The 17,482-nt window shown below is 71.5% G+C and carries 14 protein-coding genes and 1 CRISPR repeat array; of the genes, 7 read left to right on the top strand and 7 right to left on the bottom strand.

Going from position 1 to position 17,482, the window contains the following annotated elements:
* Window positions 1-70: 70 nt before the first annotated feature.
* Window positions 71-555: a CRISPR direct-repeat array (repeat unit 37 nt; unit sequence GTCCTGGCGAGGCGAGCGCCTCGCCCTTCGTTGAGCG).
* Between the two features lie 59 nt (window positions 556-614).
* Window positions 615-1,789 (bottom strand): IS3 family transposase gene (locus V7004_RS11090; protein WP_334144011.1). Its coding sequence is split into 2 segments (ribosomal slippage): window positions 615-1,502 and window positions 1,505-1,789, totalling 1,173 coding nucleotides; the frame shifts between segments, so codons are not numbered across the junction.
* Window positions 1,790-2,015: 226 nt separating this feature from the next.
* A complete protein-coding gene (locus V7004_RS11085) occupies window positions 2,016-2,840 on the bottom strand; it encodes a DUF4388 domain-containing protein (protein WP_334144010.1) in 825 nt (274 codons plus the stop codon).
* Between the two features lie 312 nt (window positions 2,841-3,152).
* Between V7004_RS11085 and V7004_RS11080 the strand changes: the two genes are divergently transcribed.
* From V7004_RS11080 to V7004_RS11070, 3 genes are all read left to right on the top strand, one after another.
* Window positions 3,153-3,512 (top strand): DUF488 domain-containing protein, encoded by a 360-nt coding sequence (locus V7004_RS11080; protein ID WP_334144009.1) that lies wholly within the window; start codon window positions 3,153-3,155, stop codon window positions 3,510-3,512.
* 218 nt (window positions 3,513-3,730) lie between these two features.
* On the top strand, window positions 3,731-4,648 hold the full coding sequence (locus tag V7004_RS11075) for a hypothetical protein (RefSeq protein ID WP_334144008.1): 918 nt from the start codon (window positions 3,731-3,733) through the stop codon (window positions 4,646-4,648).
* Window positions 4,649-4,775: 127 nt separating this feature from the next.
* Window positions 4,776-4,925 (top strand): hypothetical protein, encoded by a 150-nt coding sequence (locus V7004_RS11070; protein ID WP_334144007.1) that lies wholly within the window; start codon window positions 4,776-4,778, stop codon window positions 4,923-4,925.
* A gap of 54 nt (window positions 4,926-4,979) precedes the next feature.
* Here the strand turns inward: V7004_RS11070 and V7004_RS11065 are convergent, their stop codons facing one another.
* Window positions 4,980-5,339 carry a hypothetical protein gene (locus V7004_RS11065; protein ID WP_334144006.1) on the bottom strand — a complete coding sequence of 120 codons (360 nt, stop codon included), beginning with the start codon at window positions 5,337-5,339 and terminating at the stop codon, window positions 4,980-4,982.
* Between the two features lie 266 nt (window positions 5,340-5,605).
* Window positions 5,606-7,165 (bottom strand): hypothetical protein, encoded by a 1,560-nt coding sequence (locus V7004_RS11060; protein WP_334144005.1) that lies wholly within the window; start codon window positions 7,163-7,165, stop codon window positions 5,606-5,608.
* 292 nt (window positions 7,166-7,457) lie between these two features.
* On the opposite strand from V7004_RS11060, the gene V7004_RS11055 reads away from it, so the two are divergent.
* Both V7004_RS11055 and smc read left to right on the top strand, forming a co-directional pair.
* Window positions 7,458-8,618, top strand: coding sequence for an HNH endonuclease signature motif containing protein (locus V7004_RS11055; protein WP_334144004.1), 1,161 nt, complete (start codon window positions 7,458-7,460; stop codon window positions 8,616-8,618).
* A gap of 149 nt (window positions 8,619-8,767) precedes the next feature.
* Window positions 8,768-12,235: a chromosome segregation protein SMC gene (gene smc / locus V7004_RS11050; protein ID WP_334144002.1), complete on the top strand. Its 3,468-nt coding sequence runs from the start codon at window positions 8,768-8,770 to the stop codon at window positions 12,233-12,235.
* 23 nt (window positions 12,236-12,258) lie between these two features.
* Here smc and V7004_RS11045 read toward each other — a convergent pair whose 3' ends face one another.
* From V7004_RS11045 to V7004_RS11035, 3 genes are read right to left on the bottom strand one after another with little or no spacing between them, the layout of a single operon-like run.
* Window positions 12,259-13,212 carry a VWA domain-containing protein gene (locus tag V7004_RS11045; protein WP_334144000.1) on the bottom strand — a complete coding sequence of 318 codons (954 nt, stop codon included), beginning with the start codon at window positions 13,210-13,212 and terminating at the stop codon, window positions 12,259-12,261.
* Complete coding sequence (locus tag V7004_RS11040; protein WP_334143999.1) at window positions 13,209-14,165, bottom strand: DUF58 domain-containing protein; 957 nt, start codon at window positions 14,163-14,165, stop codon at window positions 13,209-13,211. The genes V7004_RS11045 and V7004_RS11040 overlap by 4 nt, the downstream gene beginning before the upstream one ends.
* A 5-nt stretch (window positions 14,166-14,170) precedes the next feature.
* A complete protein-coding gene (locus V7004_RS11035; protein ID WP_334143997.1) occupies window positions 14,171-15,304 on the bottom strand; it encodes an AAA family ATPase in 1,134 nt (377 codons plus the stop codon).
* Between the two features lie 167 nt (window positions 15,305-15,471).
* Here V7004_RS11035 and V7004_RS11030 point away from each other — a divergent pair, with 167 nt between their 5' ends.
* Both V7004_RS11030 and V7004_RS11025 read left to right on the top strand, forming a co-directional pair.
* Window positions 15,472-16,152: a response regulator transcription factor gene (locus V7004_RS11030; RefSeq protein WP_334143996.1), complete on the top strand. Its 681-nt coding sequence runs from the start codon at window positions 15,472-15,474 to the stop codon at window positions 16,150-16,152.
* The gene (locus V7004_RS11025; protein WP_334143995.1) at window positions 16,149-17,354 is read left to right on the top strand and encodes a sensor histidine kinase; all 1,206 of its coding nucleotides are present in this window, start codon (window positions 16,149-16,151) and stop codon (window positions 17,352-17,354) included. Before V7004_RS11030 ends, V7004_RS11025 begins: the two co-directional genes overlap by 4 nt.
* Window positions 17,355-17,482: the final 128 nt, after the last annotated feature.

Genomic DNA, 17,482 nt, shown 5'->3' with positions numbered 1-17,482 from the left:
GGGCGAGGCGAGCGCCTCGCCCTTCGTTGAGCGGCCGCCGCCGAGTCCGGCCTGGTCGCCGCCCAGACGTGTCCTGGCGAGGCGAGCGCCTCGCCCTTCGTTGAGCGGTTCACGCTCCTGTCACCCGGGGTGATCGTCCTTTCCGCGTCCTGGCGAGGCGAGCGCCTCGCCCTTCGTTGAGCGAGCGCCGCGAGACGCTCGTCATCCAACCCTTCCCCGGTCCTGGCGAGGCGAGCGCCTCGCCCTTCGTTGAGCGGATCCGAGACTCCAGACCGACGCTGACGGCCGGTGTGTCCTGGCGAGGCGAGCGCCTCGCCCTTCGTTGAGCGAACACATGAGCACATCGCCCAGCTCATCCCAGAGCCAATGGTCCTGGCGAGGCGAGCGCCTCGCCCTTCGTTGAGCGCTCTCGGGTGCGCATGTCGATCCGCAGGAAACTCCCGGGTCCTGGCGAGGCGAGCGCCTCGCCCTTCGTTGAGCGACGCCTCTCAGCTGCGTCACGCAACGTCAGACGCCGCGTCCTGGCGAGGCGAGCGCCTCGCCCTTCGTTGAGCGGTCACGCATCCTCACCACCTGATCCCTGGGACTGCCGCGCGTGGAGGTGACAGGTTGGGTCAGGCGGCGGTTGCCGTCTTTGGGGTCATGGTGATCTCGTACTCGATTGGGGTCAACCGGCCGAGGGCGGCCTGGCGGCGCCGGTGGTGGTAGGTGCGTTCGATCCAGGTCACGATCTCGATGCGGAGCTCGTTGCGGGTGGCCCAACGGGGACGGCGGTCGAGCACGTTCTTTTGGAGGAGCGCGAAGAACGATTCCATCGCTGCGTTGTCGCCGGCGGAGCCGACCTGGCCCATCGAGCCGACCAGCCCGTGGCGGGCCAAGGCCCGGTGGACCTTCCGAGAGCGACATTGGCTGCCTCGGTCCGAGTGCAGGATGCAGCCCGCGACGTTGCCGCCTCGCCGGGTGATGGCCATCTCGATCGCGGCGACCACGAGGCGGGCCTTCATGCGGGAATCGATGGCCCAACCGACGATCCGGTTGGAGAACAAGTCCTTGATCGCGCAGCAGTACAGCTTGCCTTCGTCGGTCCAGTGCTCGGTGATGTCCGAGACCCAGATCTGGTTCGGGGCATCGGCGGTGAAGTTCCGGCGCACCAGGTCATCGTGGGACGGCGTACCGGGCTTGGACCCCTTGTGCCGTTTGGGTTTGCCGAACCGGGACCACCAGCGGTTGTCCCGACAGATCCGCCACACCACCCGGTCCGATACGTCGGGGTGGTCGCCGAGACGGACCTCATCGGCGAGGAACCGATACCCGAACTCGGGATCATCGCGATGCGCGTCGAAGATCGCGTTCGCGAGGTAGGCCTCCTCGAGCTGGGCGTCGGTGACCGGTTCTTTGAGCCACCGGTAGTACTGCTGGCGACACAGCTTGAGGACCCGGCACGTCACCGCGACGGGGATCCCGTCGACGGCCAACTCACGCACGAGCGGGAACATCATTTTCCCGGCAGGTTCGCCTGGGACAGATAGGCCGCGGCCCGGCGCAGCACCTCGTTCTCCTGCTCGAGGAGCCGGTTGCACTTCTTCAGCTCCCGCAGCTCGACCAGCTCGGCGCTCGTCGGCCCCGGCTTGATGCCGTCGTCACGGTCAGCACGGGCCAACCAGTTGCGCCCGCACGACTCGCTGACCCCGAAATCGGCGGCGCCGTCCTTGAGCCGCACACCGGGCTCACGGCTACGAGCGACCCGGACAACATCTTCGCGGAACTCCTTCGGATACGGCTTCGGCATGGTGAACATCCTCTCAGCGGCGCCTCCCAGCGCCACAGCTCAGATGTCACCTCCACGCGCGGCAGTCCCGTTTGCGATCAGAACTGGCCCGAGCATCGCCCCCGATGGTGAGCAGCGCTCCAGCAGCTATCGACACCCTCAGCCTGAGTCGGCGTGCCCCGGTTCTGCGCACGGCACCATTCTCGCTTCGCCGCCGCAGCGTCACGCGAGCCCCGAGGTCCGCTGCTCACGCCGGTTCAGCAGCGGCCACGAGCTCAGCTTCATCGGGCGGTGCCACCGCGGGCGCCCCTCCCTCAGCCGATGGCGGCTCCAGTGCGGTATCGGGCGCGGGCTCCCTGCGTCGCTCCCCGCCGGCGTCCGGCCCCGCCCCATCCGCGGGCAACCCAGCCGGGGGGAGGAGGCGGACATTCGAACGTTGCGAGCCCGAGCGCGACGGCTTGGGGCGAGGCGTTCGTGCTGCTCCGTTCGTCTGCACGTGCTTCGGGGGTTCGTCGAGCAACACCGCACCCCGCTCCACTAGTGGCAGGAGCAGTTCGCAGAAGCGCAGAGGATCCATGCGGAGCCTCCGGGCGATCGAGGCGATCGGGTGACGCCCATCGATGGCGACGATCAGTTTCCATCGATCCGGTTCTACGATCAGCGGATCCGGCCGTACCCGCTCGGCAAGCCGTGGCACCACCTCGACAGAGGGGATCACCCGCTCGATCCGCTCCCAGGCCTCCGCCCGGCGCCGCGCTCCGGCCAGGACCTCGCTCACGGCCAGAGGCGTGCCAGCCGCAGCCCTCACCTCGCGCTCGACCGACACCTCGAAGGTTCCCCGCCGGGTACGCAGCGCCTCGCAGCAGACCTCCTCCACCAGTCGCTGCCAGGTCCCGTCACTGGCGGCGCCGTTGCTCGAGGTGGCACCCACGACCAACCCCCCGTCGAGTGTGATCAAGAGGTGGTGCGCGCCGGTTCGCACTCGCAGCCGGCCGGTACAGCGGTGATCGGCCAGCAAGGTGAGCACCTCGTCGACCTGGAGGATGTCGAACGTGCCAGCCAAGGCGACCATCGTCAGACCTCCTTCGAGACCATTCCAACGACCGCGGGATCCGGGCCCGGCCCCACCCGACTCCCCCTACCCATCGGGTGGCACCTCACCCATCGAGCCGTCCGAACCCATCGGGCGGCCGGCCCCGCATCACCGTACCGACTGGTCCTGGCAATCGGCTCGCGCGCCGCGCCTGTGGTGCGCGCTCTCACGAGCGCCGCTGACGGATCACTGCCAACCTCGGTTACGGTGGGCCGAGCTTCGAATCGTGGGGTGGTTCCGATGCCGCGACGTGATCCCCACCGGACCGCCAGGCCTGCTCGCACACCTCAGGTGACGGTCGTGCGGGCCTACGACGGCACCCATGAGCCCGGTGCCTACCGGATCCTGGTCGACCGCCTCTGGCCCCGTGGTGTCAGCAAGGACGCCGCGGCGCTCGACGAGTGGTCGACCGACCTCGCCCCCACCAGCGACCTTCGACGGTGGTACGGCCACGACCCCGCCAAGTTCCCTGAGTTCCGGCAGCGCTACCGCGACGAGTTGGACCGAGCCCCTGCGTCGGACGTGGTCGATCACCTGGTCGCCATCGCCGCCGATCGCCCGGTCGCCTTGGTGACCGCAACCCGCGACGTCCAGCACTCCGGGGCGACGGTCCTGCGCGAACTGCTGCTGGAGAGGCTCGGTGCGCTATGACCAGCGCCGTGGCGCACCATCATCGAACACGGACTCCGGAGGTCTCTGAGATGACACGGTGGCAGATGGCACGGTGGCAGATGATGCGGCGGCAGAGGAGGGGACCGATCGTCGCGGTGGCGTTGGCATCCGTGCTGGTGCTGGCGTCCACCGCCTGCGGTCGAGAATCGTCGGGGGGCTCGTCGACCCCCAGCACGCAGCCCGCGCCAGCGACGACAATGGCTCAGCCCGACGATCAGGTCCGAGCGGCCTTCTGCAGCGCCATCAGCGACGCGGGACCCGCGATGGTCGCGCTCGGCCTGACCGGCGCGTTCAGCGATCTGAACACCACCCCGGCGTTGACCACACCGGTGACGGTGGGCGCCGGTGCCGGCCAGGACGTCCTCGTGCTCATGGCGTCACCGAGCCTCCAGCGGGTCTTCGCCGCAGCCGCGACGGCCACCACCGGAGCCCCGTCGGCGGCATTCGCCGAGATCGCATCCACGCTCGCACAAGGGGTCGATCGGCTACGTCAGGCCGGCCTCAGCGACAGCGAGATCGATGCCCTCGTCCCCATGGACCTCAGCTCCGGGCGTCTTCCCGCGGCTCTCGACCAGACCACACTGGAGGGCGCCGCCCGAGGGTTCGCCGCCGAGCTCGACCAGGCCTTCGCCCGGCTCGAGACCGCTCAGGTGGCGGCGGCGTTCCAGGCCCTGTTGGCAGGTTGTGATCTCAGCGGAGGCACGACCACCGGCATGGCGATCTGTCAGACGCTCAGCGAGGACCTCGTGACCGCGGTGCTCGGCGCCGTGCCGGTCATCGACGGGCCGATCCCGGGCTTCGCTGGTGGCAGTTCCTGTCGGTGGGAGGCTGCGGATGGCGGCGAGATCGCGGTCACCATCGCCGGCAGCGGCTACTACGACCAGCTCGTCGGCGCGTACGCCGCCGTGACCACCACGACGGTGACCGACCTCGGCGATCAGGCGTTCGTCGCTGACGGGTTCAACGACGCTGCCGGGGGCGGCACCAGCGGGAGATCGCTGTTCGTCCGCACCGGGGACCGCACCGTGGTGGTTGCGCTCAACCTGACCGACCAGCAACCCACCGACCAGCAGCTCACCGAGCTCGCCGACGCGGTGATCGCCTCCCTGCGCTGATCACCCTCGGCTGAGCGGTCGACCGGCCGGCTCCACCGGGGACACCGGTCGCGCCTTCGGTACGCTGATCGCATGCCTCGCTACGAGTACCGCTGCCTGGTGTGCGACGAGTGAGCAGCGCCGCCCGATGAGCGAGTCGGCGGAGGTGGCGACCTGCCCGTCGGGTCACCCCGGCGCCAGGCGCCTGCTGTCGGTGTTCAGCGCCAGCGCCACCGCCAGCCCGCCGGCGGCCCCTCAGGGCCCCTGTGGCGGGTCCTGCGCCTGCTACCCCGACTGACCGACCAATCGGGGCGCGACTCGAGCCGAGGCGTGTTCGGCTCGGCTACTCCGCTCACGGCGACCAGCAGGGGCCGCCCCCCGGCACGCACAGCCTCCGCACTGACGACAGCGACGCGGCCACGTCGGCTGCATCTGCCCGCCCGCCGGCTGATGCGATGAGCGGATCGGCGAAGTTCTCGCCCTGGCCGGGGTCGAGATCCGCGAGGCAGTCCTCCACGGTGAGCGGGGTGCCCGGATCGTCCGGATCCACCAGTTCGCCAGCGGGGGCGATCGACCAGATCGACCGGCAGGTGGCCTCGAAGCTCGCCGTGTAAGCGTCGCGGAGCGGGCCGACCGCCTGGGTGGGGGCCGGGATCGATCCACTCGTGATCGGACCGCTCGAGGTCACCTCGTCGTCCGTTGCGGTTCCCATGTTGCCGGCCGCGGGAGCCGTCGGGAGTCCCTCGTCCACCGGGCCGCGAGTGGTGGGCGCCGGCACCCCGCCGGCTTCGGTAGTCGGCTCCTCTTCGCGGGATCCACTCGAGCACGCCGCCAGCATCGCTAGGAACACCGCCAGTACCGAGACGGCCACCGCCCAGGCTGGACCACCCCGCCGAGCGCGCGCTCGAACGGGAGGAGGCCCCGCCTTCGGCGGGGCCTCCCTCGTCGTGGTGCGGGAGCTGCACCGGTCGGGCATGGTCACGGCACGATCGGCGTCACCGGGCCGAGAATCGTGTCCCAGTCCGCCACCGCCATGATCAGCAGCTGCCCACGCTCCACCTGCATGGCAGCGTTGTCGAGACCGGATGCCGTGTGGACCTGGGCATCGAAGAGGAACACCCCGCCGTTCGGGTAGCTACCGGGCAGCAACCCCTTCGGTGCCGCGAACCCGAGGTCGGTCACGTCGATGATCCCGCTGGACTCCTCGTCGAGGGTGAGCAGCCCCGGCGCGCCCGGCGCGAACAGGGCCGCATCGAACGAGGCCAATGAGGCCGTCGCACCATCCGCGATGCGGTAGGCCACGATCCGGGCCCGGTGGTTGTTGTTGCCCGGGTCCTCCTGGATGAGGATGATCCCGTTGTCCCGGTCGATGGTCAGGTTGTCCGGCTTGTTGAGCTGGATCGCCTCCGAGCCGTCGAGCAGCAGTTCGATCGTGCCGCCCGCGGCCGGGTTCTCCACGTCGTTGAACGTGAGGCGCCACAGGCCACCACCGTCACGACCGGCAATGCCCGAGGTCGCGCCCACGCCGCCTTGGGTGGTGACGAAGTAGAAGACGTTCTTGTCGTGCGGGTCGAACTCACCGTCCTCCACCCGGTTGAAGTTCACGCCTTCGGCGAGCGCCTCGGCGTTCTGGGCTGCACCGCTCTGGCGCCAGTCCACCTCACTGAGGGTCCAGTCCACCTTGCCGTCGGGATCGGCGGCGATCATCGCCCGAAGTCCCGCGTCGCTCAGGGGGCCGCCACCCACCTGCAGCACGTGGTTCGTGCCGTTCGTGAGGCCGGCTCGGTCCATCGGGCTCCCGCTCGAAGTCTTGGTGCCGGTGTAGATCCACAGCTGGCTCCCGGTGGACGGCCCGTCCTCGAGGCCCATCACCGTGGTGGTGTCGGTCTCGTTCGGAGCGGGCACCATGTTCTCCCAGGAGGCGAGCCCCAGCCGGGGGAGCTGGTAGGCCTTCCCCGCGGTGGTCACCCCGAACACCCGGCCCTCGTCGCCGGACTCCTCGTTCGCCATCCAGATGGCGTTGCGGTACCCGTTGCCCGTCACCGGGTTGTACAGGCGTCCCTTTTCGGCCAGCGTGCCCGAGCAGAACCGGGCGAAGGCCGCGTTGTACGCGGGGAATGCCCGTCCGGTCGTCACGTTGAGTCCCGAGCCGTTCGGGGACTTTGCGTAGGTGTCGGTGAGGTAGTCGTAGTAGCGCACGCCGGGGTCGATCAGGTCTTCGCCCTTGGTCACCTCGCCGGTGGTCGTCCGCAGGGTGAGGTCGGAGACGAATGCGCCCCGCTGCCCATGCTTGCGGACCGCGCCCGAGCTGGCGCCCAACTCGTGGTTCATCAGCACCCGCACGTTCCTGCCGGACCGGTAGGCCCCGAGGCCGTCAGGGATTCCCACCATCTCGTAGCCGTTGGTGGCCGCGCCGGTGTCCGACACGGTCAGCAGGGAGTGGATGTCCACGCCCGTCGCGTCGGGCAGCACGTACGGCGCGGTCGTCGTGCTCGGACCGATCGCCGTCGCCGCGGAAGCCGGCAGCGTGCTCAGCATCGTCAGCCCGGCCCCGCCGACGACTGCCGCGGCTCGTCTCCATCTCCTCCATCTCCGCAATCCCATCTGCGCTCCTCCGTCGTGTATCCGGTATCGGACGGAGGGACGGTAGGAAGGCGAGTCGACGTCGAGCTGACGTCGGGGTGCACGAGGGGCGATCTCACCCGAAAGGTTTCGCGAGCACTTGGGAACCGCCCGGTCACTCGCGGGAGAACCCTGGGTGTCGGGCCGTTTGCCCCTGCGCAACGCCGTCGCTTGACCGGGGGAGGGGTAGGAACCTCGTATCGAACATATGTTCGATACGATGGTGGGTGCGTCCCGGGAGGTCGCGGCGAGCAACCCTGGGGAGCTCTCGGAGCCTGGGCTCATCTCGGCACTGGAGCTGGTGGCCCAGGCGCGGGAGCGGGCCGACGCGGCGTTGCTCTTGCACGCCGCGTCGGCGCTCGAGCGCCACACCTGGAAAGCCGACGGGGGCGGGTCGCCGGTGTCGTGGCTTGCAGCTCGTTGTTCGCTGACGGAGCGCGACGGCCGGGCCACGGTGAGGGCCGCGCGCCTGTTGTGCTGGTGCGAGCGGCTGGCCAAGCTGCTCGCTGCCGGCGAGGTGACCGCCGATCACGTGCGGGTGCTGGCCCGGGTCGTCATCGGTGCGCGCCGGGCGGTCTTCGAGCGCGACCGTGACCTGCTCTGCGATCTCGCGCTCCGCTTACCCGTGGACGAGCTCGGCGTGGTGGCCACCCGCTGGGCGTCCTATGCCGATGACCAGCTGGGTCGGGGCGAGCCGAGCGCGATCCACGACCAACGCGGTGTGTGGGTCAGCTACCACGGGTCGATGGGTGAGCTGCACGCGCGCGGCCTGTCCGCCGACATCGCCGCGCTGGTCCATCGGCTCGACGACCATGCCCCGCTCGATCCGCCCGAGGCGCTGTGCCGGCGGTCCCGCAGCCAGCGCCGATTCGACGCCTTGTGTCAGCTGGTCGATCGGGGAGCGAGCAACCATCGATCGGGGAGGCGTCCCAGCCCTGACCGGGCCTTCACGATCCTGGTCGACTCCGAGACCATCCGCGGTGGGTTCGAGCCGCGGGGGCGCTGCGAGACATCGGCGGGTGTGCCCGTCCCGCGGGTGACGGCCGAGCGCTACGCATGCGACAGCCTCTGGCGGGCTCTGGTCTTCAGCCGATCGGGTGAGGTGTTGCGCTACGGGCGGGGCCGGCGCCTGTTCAGCCCTGCGCAGCGAGCCGCCATCATGGCTCGCGACCGCCGCTGCATCGTGACGGGTTGCTCGGTGCCAGCCACCGACTGCGACATCCACCACCTCCGCGCCTACCACCACGGTGGGCCCACCGACATCGAGAACGGCGCCGCGGTGTGTTGGGCCCACCACGCCCTGCTCCACGAGCACGGCTGGCAGGCCAGGCGGGCCGCCGACGGCAGCTGGTTCGCCGAGCCCCCGTAGGGAGGACGCCCGGGCACCGCCCCGAGCGGGTCGGGGGATGAACAGCCGGCCGGGGGATGAACAGCCGGCGGGAGGCCACCCGGTAGGGTCGCGTTTTGGGGAGGTCGGGCCCGTCGGGGCCCGGCCGGACGGACAGCACCGGAGTCGCCGTGTACCTGAGATCCCTGACGTTGAAGGGGTTCAAGTCCTTCGCCGAATCGACCACGCTCGAGCTCGAGCCCGGCGTCACCGTGGTCGTCGGCCCCAACGGCAGTGGCAAGTCCAACGTGGTCGACGCCATCGCCTGGGTGCTGGGCGCGCAGGCCCCGAGTGCCGTGCGCTCGCAGAAGATGGACGACGTCATCTTCGCCGGTACCGCCAAGCGGGCCGCGCTCGGTCGGGCCGAGGTGTCCCTCACCATCGACAACAGCTCGGGGATCCTGCCGATCGAGTTCAGCGAGGTCACCATCACCCGCACGCTGTTCCGCTCGGGAGACAGCGAGTACGCCCTCAACGGCGTGCCCTGCCGGCTGCTCGACATCCAGGAGCTGCTCTCCGACAGCGGGGTGGGCCGCCAGCAGCACGTTATCATCGGCCAGGGCCAGATCGACGCGGTGCTCAACGCCCGCCCCGAGGATCGGCGCCTCATCATCGAGGAGGCCGCGGGGGTCCTCAAGTACCGCAAGCGCAAGGAGAAGTCCGAGCGTCGGCTCGCCGCCACCGAGGGCAACCTGCTGCGCCTCCAGGATCTGCTGCGTGAGGTCCGGCGCCAGCTCCGGCCGCTCGAACGGCAGGCCGAGGCCGCCCGCAAGCACGGCGACGTGGTGGCCGAGCTCACCGCCCTGCGTATCTTCACCGCCGGCCGGGAGCTCGACTCGCTCAAGAAGCGCCTGGAGGCCACCGCCGCCCAGCGCAGCCAGCTCGCCGCCACCGAGCGCGACCTCAAGTCCCGCCTCGCCGCCCTCGACACCGAGGTGCTGGCCACCGAAGCCCGGCTGTCGGCCATGGGCGGCGACGACCTCGGCGACTCGCTCGCCCAGTTCGAGTCCCTCTACGAGCGCGCCCGGGGCCTGGGCACGCTGCTGGCCGAACGCCGGCGAAACCTCGATCGGGAACGCAACGCGTCGATCGACCAAGGGGTGATCGCCACCCTCGAGGCCGAGTCGGCCCGCCTCCGGGCCGAGCTCGAGCAGGTGGAGCGCGAAGCCGCGGCCACCGCGCCGCAACTGGCGGCGCTGGCCGAGGCCGAGGCCGCGCTCGCGGCCGAGCGGGCCGCGTTCGAGCAGGAGTGGGGAGACGGGGTGCCCGCCCCGAGCGGGCAGGCGGCCGAGGTGCGCGGCGAGCTGGCGGCCCTGCGCGCCGCGGTCGAGCGGGCCGAGGCCGACCACGCCCGGGTCCAGGCCCGGCTCGCCGCCCTCGACGACAAACAGGAGCGCCTCGGGGCCGAGGCCGAACGGCTGCGGGCTGAGCTGGCCGGCGCCGAGCAGGCCGAGTTGCCGCTGGTCGAGTCGCTCGATGCGGCCGAGCGGGCCCGCGTCGAGCGTGAAGCGAGCGTCGCGGCCGCCGAGGACGCCCGGCGAGACGCCGAGAGTGAGCTGCACGCCTGGCAGGCCCGAGCCGAGGCGCTGGCCCTCGCCCTCGATGAAGCCCGCTCCAAGGCCGGTGCCGAGCGTCTGGCCGGTATCGACGGCGTGATCGGCACCCTTCTCGACGTGGTGGAGATCGACCCCGGTTGGGAGGCGGCCTTCGAAGCGGCCGCCGGCGACGCGCTCGCCGCGGTGGTGGTCGACAGCCCGGCCACGGCCCGCCAGGCCCTGCACGCCCTCCACGGCGAAGCGCTCACCGGGGCAGTGCTGGCCCTCGGCGCCGATCGCCCGGTCCGCGCAGCTCCGGCGGTCGGTGAGCCGCTCCGCCGCCACGTTCGCGGTGCCCGGGCCGAGGTCGACCGCCTGCTCGACACGTTGATCGGCGCCGCGGTGGTGGTCGACGGTGGTTGGGCGGAGGCGGTCGATGTGGCCCTCGCCCACCCGGAGGCCATCGTCGTCACCGCCGACGGTGATCGCTTCGGGGAGACGGGCTGGCGCATCGGCAGCGCTGGAGCCGGCGCCACCGGCGCCGCGCTGGAGGACGCGCAGCGGCGGGCCGAGCAGGCCGCGCTGGCCGTCGAGGAGGCCACCGTGGCGCTGGCCGCCGCCCGCCACGCGCTGGAGGAGGCCCGCCGGGTCGAAGCCGAGCTGTCCCGGTCCCTCGACGACAACGACGGCCGGCTCAGCGCCGCGGCCGACGGCCTGCAGCGAGTGGAGACCGACCGGCGCGACGCCGCCACCGAGTCCGACGCCCTGCGGGCCCACCTGGCCGAGCTCGACGAGCGGCTGGACCGGGAGCGGGCCCGGATCGGCGAGCTCGAACGGCTCCTGCCTGCGCTCGAGGCCGATGAGCAGGCCTACGCCGACGCCGGCCGGCGCATGGGCGAGGCCCGCAGCCGCCTGGAGGAGCGGGCCGCCGAGGTGGGGGCGCTGCGCGCCGATCTGGACGTGCGGGCCGCGGCCACCAGCGAGCGCCGGCAGTTCCTCAGCCGGCGTCTGGCCGAGGTCGAGCAGCGCCTCCAGGGCGCGGCGGCCGAGCGCGAGCAGGCTGCGCAACGGCGGGCCGAGCTCGACGCCCGCCAGCTCGCCACCGATCGGCTGGCCGCGTTCGTCGCCGAGCGCAGCACCGGGATCGAGACCGTCCTGCAGGAGCTGCGCGAGCGGCGGCGCCGCCAGAGCGAAGCGGCTCGGGCCGTGGCCGCCGAGCTCGACGGGCTCCGCCGGGAGCGCGCCGAAGCCGAGACCGGGTTGGCCGAGCTGCGGGAGCGGATGCAGCGGCTCGAGATCGACGAGGCCGAGACCCGCTTGCGGATCGAGACCGCGGTCGAGGCGCTGCGCCGCGACCTCGACACCGAGCCTGCCGTGGCCATCGAGGCCGCCTGCCCGCCGCTGCCCGAGGGCGTCACCCCCGCGGCCCGGATCCGCGAGCTCGAACGCGAGCTGCGCATCATGGGCCCGATCAACCCGCTGGCGCTGCAGGAGTACGAGGCCCTCCAGGAACGCCACCAGTTCCTCCAGGACCAGCTCGATGACGTGAAGGAGTCACGCCGCGAGCTGGCCAAGATCATCAAGGCCATCGACGGCGAGATCGTCAACGTGTTCGCCGCCGCGTTCGCGGACGTGGCCGCCAACTTCGAGCAGCTCTTCGCCACCCTGTTCCCCGGTGGGACGGGACGGCTGCGGCTCACCGACCCGGAGAACCTGCTCGCCACCGGCATCGAGGTGGAGGCCAAGCCGTCCGGCAAGAACGTGAAGAAGCTCTCCCTCCTCTCGGGCGGCGAGCGATCCCTGACCGCGCTGGCGTTCCTGTTCGCGGTGTTCCGCAGCCGCCCCTCACCCTTCTACGTCATGGACGAGGTGGAAGCCGCGCTCGACGACATCAACCTGCACCGCTTCCTCGGGCTGGTCGACGAGTTCCGGCGGGAGGCGCAGCTGATCATCGTCAGCCACCAGAAGCGCACCATGGAGGCCGCCGACTGCCTCTACGGGGTCACCATGCAGCCGGGAGGGTCGAGCCGGGTGGTGTCGGAGAAGGTGGCCGCTGGCGCGTGATCCCGGGCCAGCCTGCGCCAGGGTCAGGGCAGGCGGCTGAACCACGCCAGCGACATGGCCCCGGTGATCGCCAGCAGCACCAGCGCCCCGGCGACGAACCAGGTGGTGATCTCCCGGGGCTCGGTGACGTAGCCCACCGACGACCCGATGTTCTCGTACACCTCCGTGAGTTGCTGCTCGCTGCCCGCGCTGTAGAACTTGCCACCGGTGGCGTCCGCGATGGCCCGCAGCGCCGGCCGGTCCACCGGCACCCGGATCGGCAGCGGTTCCTCGGGGACCGTGATGGTGCCCCGGTCGGTGCCGAAGGCGATGGTCGACACCGGCACGCCCGCCTGCCGGGCGGCTTCCGCGGCCATCTCGTTGGGGCGGCCGTCGGTCGTGGTGCCGTCCGACATCAACACGATGCGCGCCGGCGGCTGCGTGCCCTCGTCGTCGGGGGGCACCTGGCGGAGCGCGTCCAGGCTGGTGAAGATCGCCTCCCCGATCGCGGTGCGCTCACCCAGCTCCAGGTCGTCGATCGCGGCCTTCACCCGGTCGCGATCGGTGGTGGGCGGCACCTTGAGCGACGCGTTGCCGTTGAAGGCCACCAGCCCCACGTTGATCTTCGGCGGCAGGATGTCGAGGAACACCTTCGCCGCGTCCTTCGCGGCTTCGATGCGGGTGGGGGCGACGTCGGTGGCCTGCATCGACAGTGACACGTCGATCGCCATGACGATCGTGGCCCGCTCCCTCGGCACCCGCTCCTCCCGCGAGGGTTGCGCCAGCGCCAGCACCAGCGCCGCGGCCGCCAGGAGGTAGCCCGCGGCGGGGAGGTGCCGCCGCCAGCCCGGGCGTCTCGGTGCCACCGAGGCCAGCAGGTCGAGGTTGGTGAACTTCACCGTGTAGGCCCGGCGCCGCCACTGCAGGGCCACGTAGCCGCCTACCAAGGCGGCGACACCGAGCAGGAGCCAGAGCCGCTGCGGTTCCAGGAACGTCATGGCCGTACCCTCGTCAACGCGTCGATCCGTTCCCGCCGGCGGGCCACGAACTGCACCAGATCCACCAGCCAGTCCCGATCAGTGCGCAGCACCAGGTGGTCCGCACCTGCGGCTCGGATCCGGCGGGCGATCTCCGCCCGCTGCTCGGCCGCCCGGGCCGCATAGCGCTGGCGGAGCTTGGCGTTGGCGGTCTGCACCTCGAGCTGCGCGCCGGACTCGGGGTCGACCAGGCGCACCACCCCGATGTCGGGCAGCTCGAGCTCCCGGGGGTCCACCACCTCCACCGCCAGCACCTCGTGGTGCGCGGCCAGCGCCCGCAGCGGCCGCTCCCAGGGGCTGCGATCGAGGAAGTCCGACACGATCACCGCCAGGCCCCGCCGGCGCATCGTGGCCCCCACCCGCCGGATCGCGGCCTCCAGGTCGGCCGTTCCGGCCCGCTCCTCCCGCGCCGCCTCGATCACCCGGTGCAGCAGCGCCTGCAGGTTCACCCGGCCCGACCGGGCCGGGATGGTGGCCAGATGACCGGCTTCCATCGTCACCGCCCCCACCCGGTTGCCGCCCCGGGCCGTGAGGAACCCGACCGCGGCCACCGCGGCGACCGCCAGGTCACGCTTCTCGCACTCGGCGGTGCCGAACCCCAGGCTGGCGGTGAGGTCGGTCAGCACCCAGGTCTCGAGCTCGCGGTCGGCGATGGTCTGGCGGATGTGCGGGGTGCGCAGCCGGGCGGTCACGTTCCAGTCCATCCGCCGCACGTCGTCACCGGGCTGGTACTCACGGGTCTCGCCCAGATCCGAGCCGTGCCCCGGCACCAGGCCCCGGTAGTCGCCCTGCAGGATGCCGTCGAGCCGGCGGGTGATGGTCAGCTCCAGGCGGCGGAGCACCTCCGCGCTGGGGCTGGTGGCCAGGCTGGGCGGGCGGTTCAGGACCCCGCGCAGCTCGCGGTTCGAGGACATGGCCGTCACGAGGCGGCCTGTGGCCAGCCCGGTGGGCTCGGGAACGGCTGGGTGGCCGCAGCGGGCTCGGGCCACGCCGGCGGCGGCGCCGCCTCCTGCGAGGGAGCGATCCGGGGCGCGGGGACGGTGCTCAGCAGGCGGGCCAGGATGTGCTCCACCCCGACCCCTTGGGCCAGCGCCTCGTAGCTCAGGACCAGCCGGTGGCGCAGCACGTCGGGGGCCACGTCGAACACGTCCTGGGGCAGCGCATAGCTGCGACCCCGCAGCAGCGCCAGGGCCCGGGCCCCGGCCACCAGGCCGAGACTCGCCCGGGGGCTCGCACCGTAGGAGATCAGCTCGGCCAGCTCGGGCAGGCCGAACGTGGCCGGGGTGCGGGTGGCCAGCACCAGGTTCACCGCGTAGTCGACCACGCCGTGGTCGACGTAGACCTCGCCCGTCGCGTCCTGCAGGGCTCGGAGCTGCTCGAGGGTGAGCACCTGGCTGGCTCGCGGGGGGTGGACACCCATCCGGTGCACGATCTCGAGCTCCTCGGCTGCTGACGGATAGCCGATCACCACCTTCATCAGGAACCGGTCGCGCTGGGCCTCCGGGAGCGGGTAGACGCCCTCGGATTCGATCGGGTTCTGGGTGGCCAGCACCAGGAACGGCTCGGGCACCTCCCGGGTGACCCCGCCGACGGACACCTGGTGCTCGGCCATCACCTCCAGCAGCGCGCTCTGCACCTTCGCCGGCGCCCGGTTGATCTCGTCGGCGAGCACGAAGTTGGCGAAGATCGGGCCCCACTCGATGTCGAACTGCTCGTCGGACGTCCGGTAGATGCGGGTGCCGACGATGTCCGCGGGGAGCAGGTCGGGGGTGAACTGCAGGCGGGTGAAGGTTCCACCCACCACGGTGGCGAGGGTCTCCACCGCCAGGGTCTTGGCCAGGCCGGGCACCCCCTCGAGCAGGCAGTGACCGCCGGCGAGCAGGCAGACGAAGAGCCGCTCGATGGCCCGGTCCTGGCCGACGATCACCTTCTTCACCTCGAAGATGGCCTGCTCCACCAGTGCCGGTTCCACCGCTCCGGTGGGGGAGCCGGGTGGCGCGGCCCCTGGTGCCACAGGCGGCGGGCCGGCCGGGCCGGTCGTCGGATCGTTCATGGTGGGGAACCCCTCTCATGCGGGTGTGGCCGTGCGGAAGTGGAGCACGACGGGCCGAAGCTCAAGATAAAGGACCCGTCCCTCGCTGACATCGGTGGAGCGGAGCTCGATCGTGGCTCGACGGTGGTGCCCACCGGTCGGGGAGGCGGTGGCGGTACCGTCGCGGCGTGCGCGTGCTCGTGGTGGACGACGAGGTCGATCTGGCCGAGGCGGTGGCTCGCGGGTTGCGCCGTGAGGGCTATGCGGTGGACGTGGCCTTCGACGGCGCCGAAGCGCTCGACAAGGTCACCGTCAACGCCTACGACCTGGTCTGCCTGGATATCACCATGCCGGGCCTCGACGGGCGGGAGCTCTGCCGGCGGATCCGCCAGGACCCCACCCTCAGTTCGCAACCACGGATCCTGATGCTCACCGCGCGCGACAGCCTGGAGGACCGGGTCGCCGGGTTGGATCTCGGCGCGGACGACTACCTGGTCAAGCCGTTCGCGTTCCCGGAGCTGTCAGCTCGGGTCCGCACGCTGCTGCGGCGCGACACCCCCGCCACCTCAGCGGTCATCCGGGTCGGTGACCTCGAGCTCGACGAGGCCAAGCACCTGGCCAGCCGATCCGGCCGGATGCTCGACCTCACCGCCAAGGAGTTCTCGCTGTTGCGATACTTCATGCTTCACCCCGGCGAGGTGCTCTCCCAGGAGACGCTGCTCGAGCACGTGTGGGACGAGCACGCCGACCCGTTCACCAACACCGTGCGGGTCACGGTCGGGACGCTGCGCAAGAAGCTCTCCGCCGGCGGCGAGCCGCCGCTGATCGAGACGGTCATCGGGCGCGGCTACCGGCTGCCGGAGCCGTGACCGCGCCCTCCCTGCCACGCCGGGCCCGTGCCGCGGTGCGCTTGCCGGGCTGGCTCGGGTCCATCCGGACCCGGATCGCCCTCGTCTACTCGACGATCCTGTTCGGCATCGCGGCGTTGGTCGTCGGGATCATCTACCTGGGGCTGGCGCACTCCCTGGACGACCAGCCCATCACCCGCAAGGTCGGCGACGGGGTGGTGGTCACCGCCGACGGGCGGGCGTTCCGGTTCCCGATCGAGCAGGTCGACAGCTACCTCTACATCGAGCGGGAGGCGAACGCCCGGGCCCTGGCCACGCTGCGGCAGTACTCGTTCGGGACGCTGCTGATCCTCTTCGCCTCCAGCGTGGCCATCGGCTGGATCGTCGCCGGCCGGGTGCTCAAGCCCATCGACGACATCACCGCGGTGGCCGAGGAGATCCAGGCCACCGATCTCAGCCGACGCATCAACCTCGATGGCCCCGACGACGAGCTGAAACATCTCGCCGACACGTTCGACGACATGCTGGCCCGCATCGATCAGGCCTTCGAGAGCCAGCGCCAGTTCATCCACGAGGCTTCCCACGAGCTGCGCAACCCGCTGGCGGTGATCCGCACCAACCTTGACGTCACGCTCTCGGACCCGGATGCCACCGCCGAGGACCTGCGACGGACCGCCGAGGTGGTGCAGCGCTCGACCGAGCGGATGGCCAGGCTGGTGGACGACCTGCTGGTTTACGCCCGGCAGGGCAGCCTGTCCCTCGCTCACGAACGGCTCGACATCGCCGAGGTGGTGGCGACCTCGGCCAGTGAGTTCGATGCGCTGGCCGCGGAGCGGGGGGTGCGGCTCGCCTCGGCCGCTCCCGGCGGGCTGTGGGTGGATGGCGACCGGCTCGCGCTCCAGCAGGCGCTGGCGAACCTGCTGGCGAACGCGCTGGCGGTGAGCCCGCCTGGTTCCACGGTGCGGGTCACCGCCGGCCGGGAAGGCCCGTGGGTGTGGATGGCGGTCAGCGACGAGGGCCCGGGGATCGCCCCGGAGGACCACGAGCGGGTGTTCCAGCGGTTCTGGCGCGGGGACCCGCGCGCCGGGCGTGAGGAGGGTCACAGCGGCCTCGGGCTCACCATCGTCCGTCAGGTCGCCGAGGCGCACGGCGGGCAGGTCCGCCTGGCCTCCGAGCCCGGTCGGGGGGCGGCGTTCGCGCTGTGGCTGCCGGCCGCCGGCTGAGTCGCCGCGACCGGCCGCCGCCCTTACCCTGCCTTTAGGGATCGCCCCGTACGTTGCTCTCGTGACCGCGACCTGGAACCCCGAACCGCCACCGAGCCCCCCGCTCGCGGACGACACCGGCTGGCCCC

Source organism: Rhabdothermincola sp. (assembly GCF_036846205.1).
GTDB lineage: Bacteria > Actinomycetota > Acidimicrobiia > Acidimicrobiales > Acidimicrobilacustridaceae > Rhabdothermincola.
Note: the sequence above shows the minus strand (reverse complement) of the source record. Positions and strands in the feature narration are given on the sequence as shown.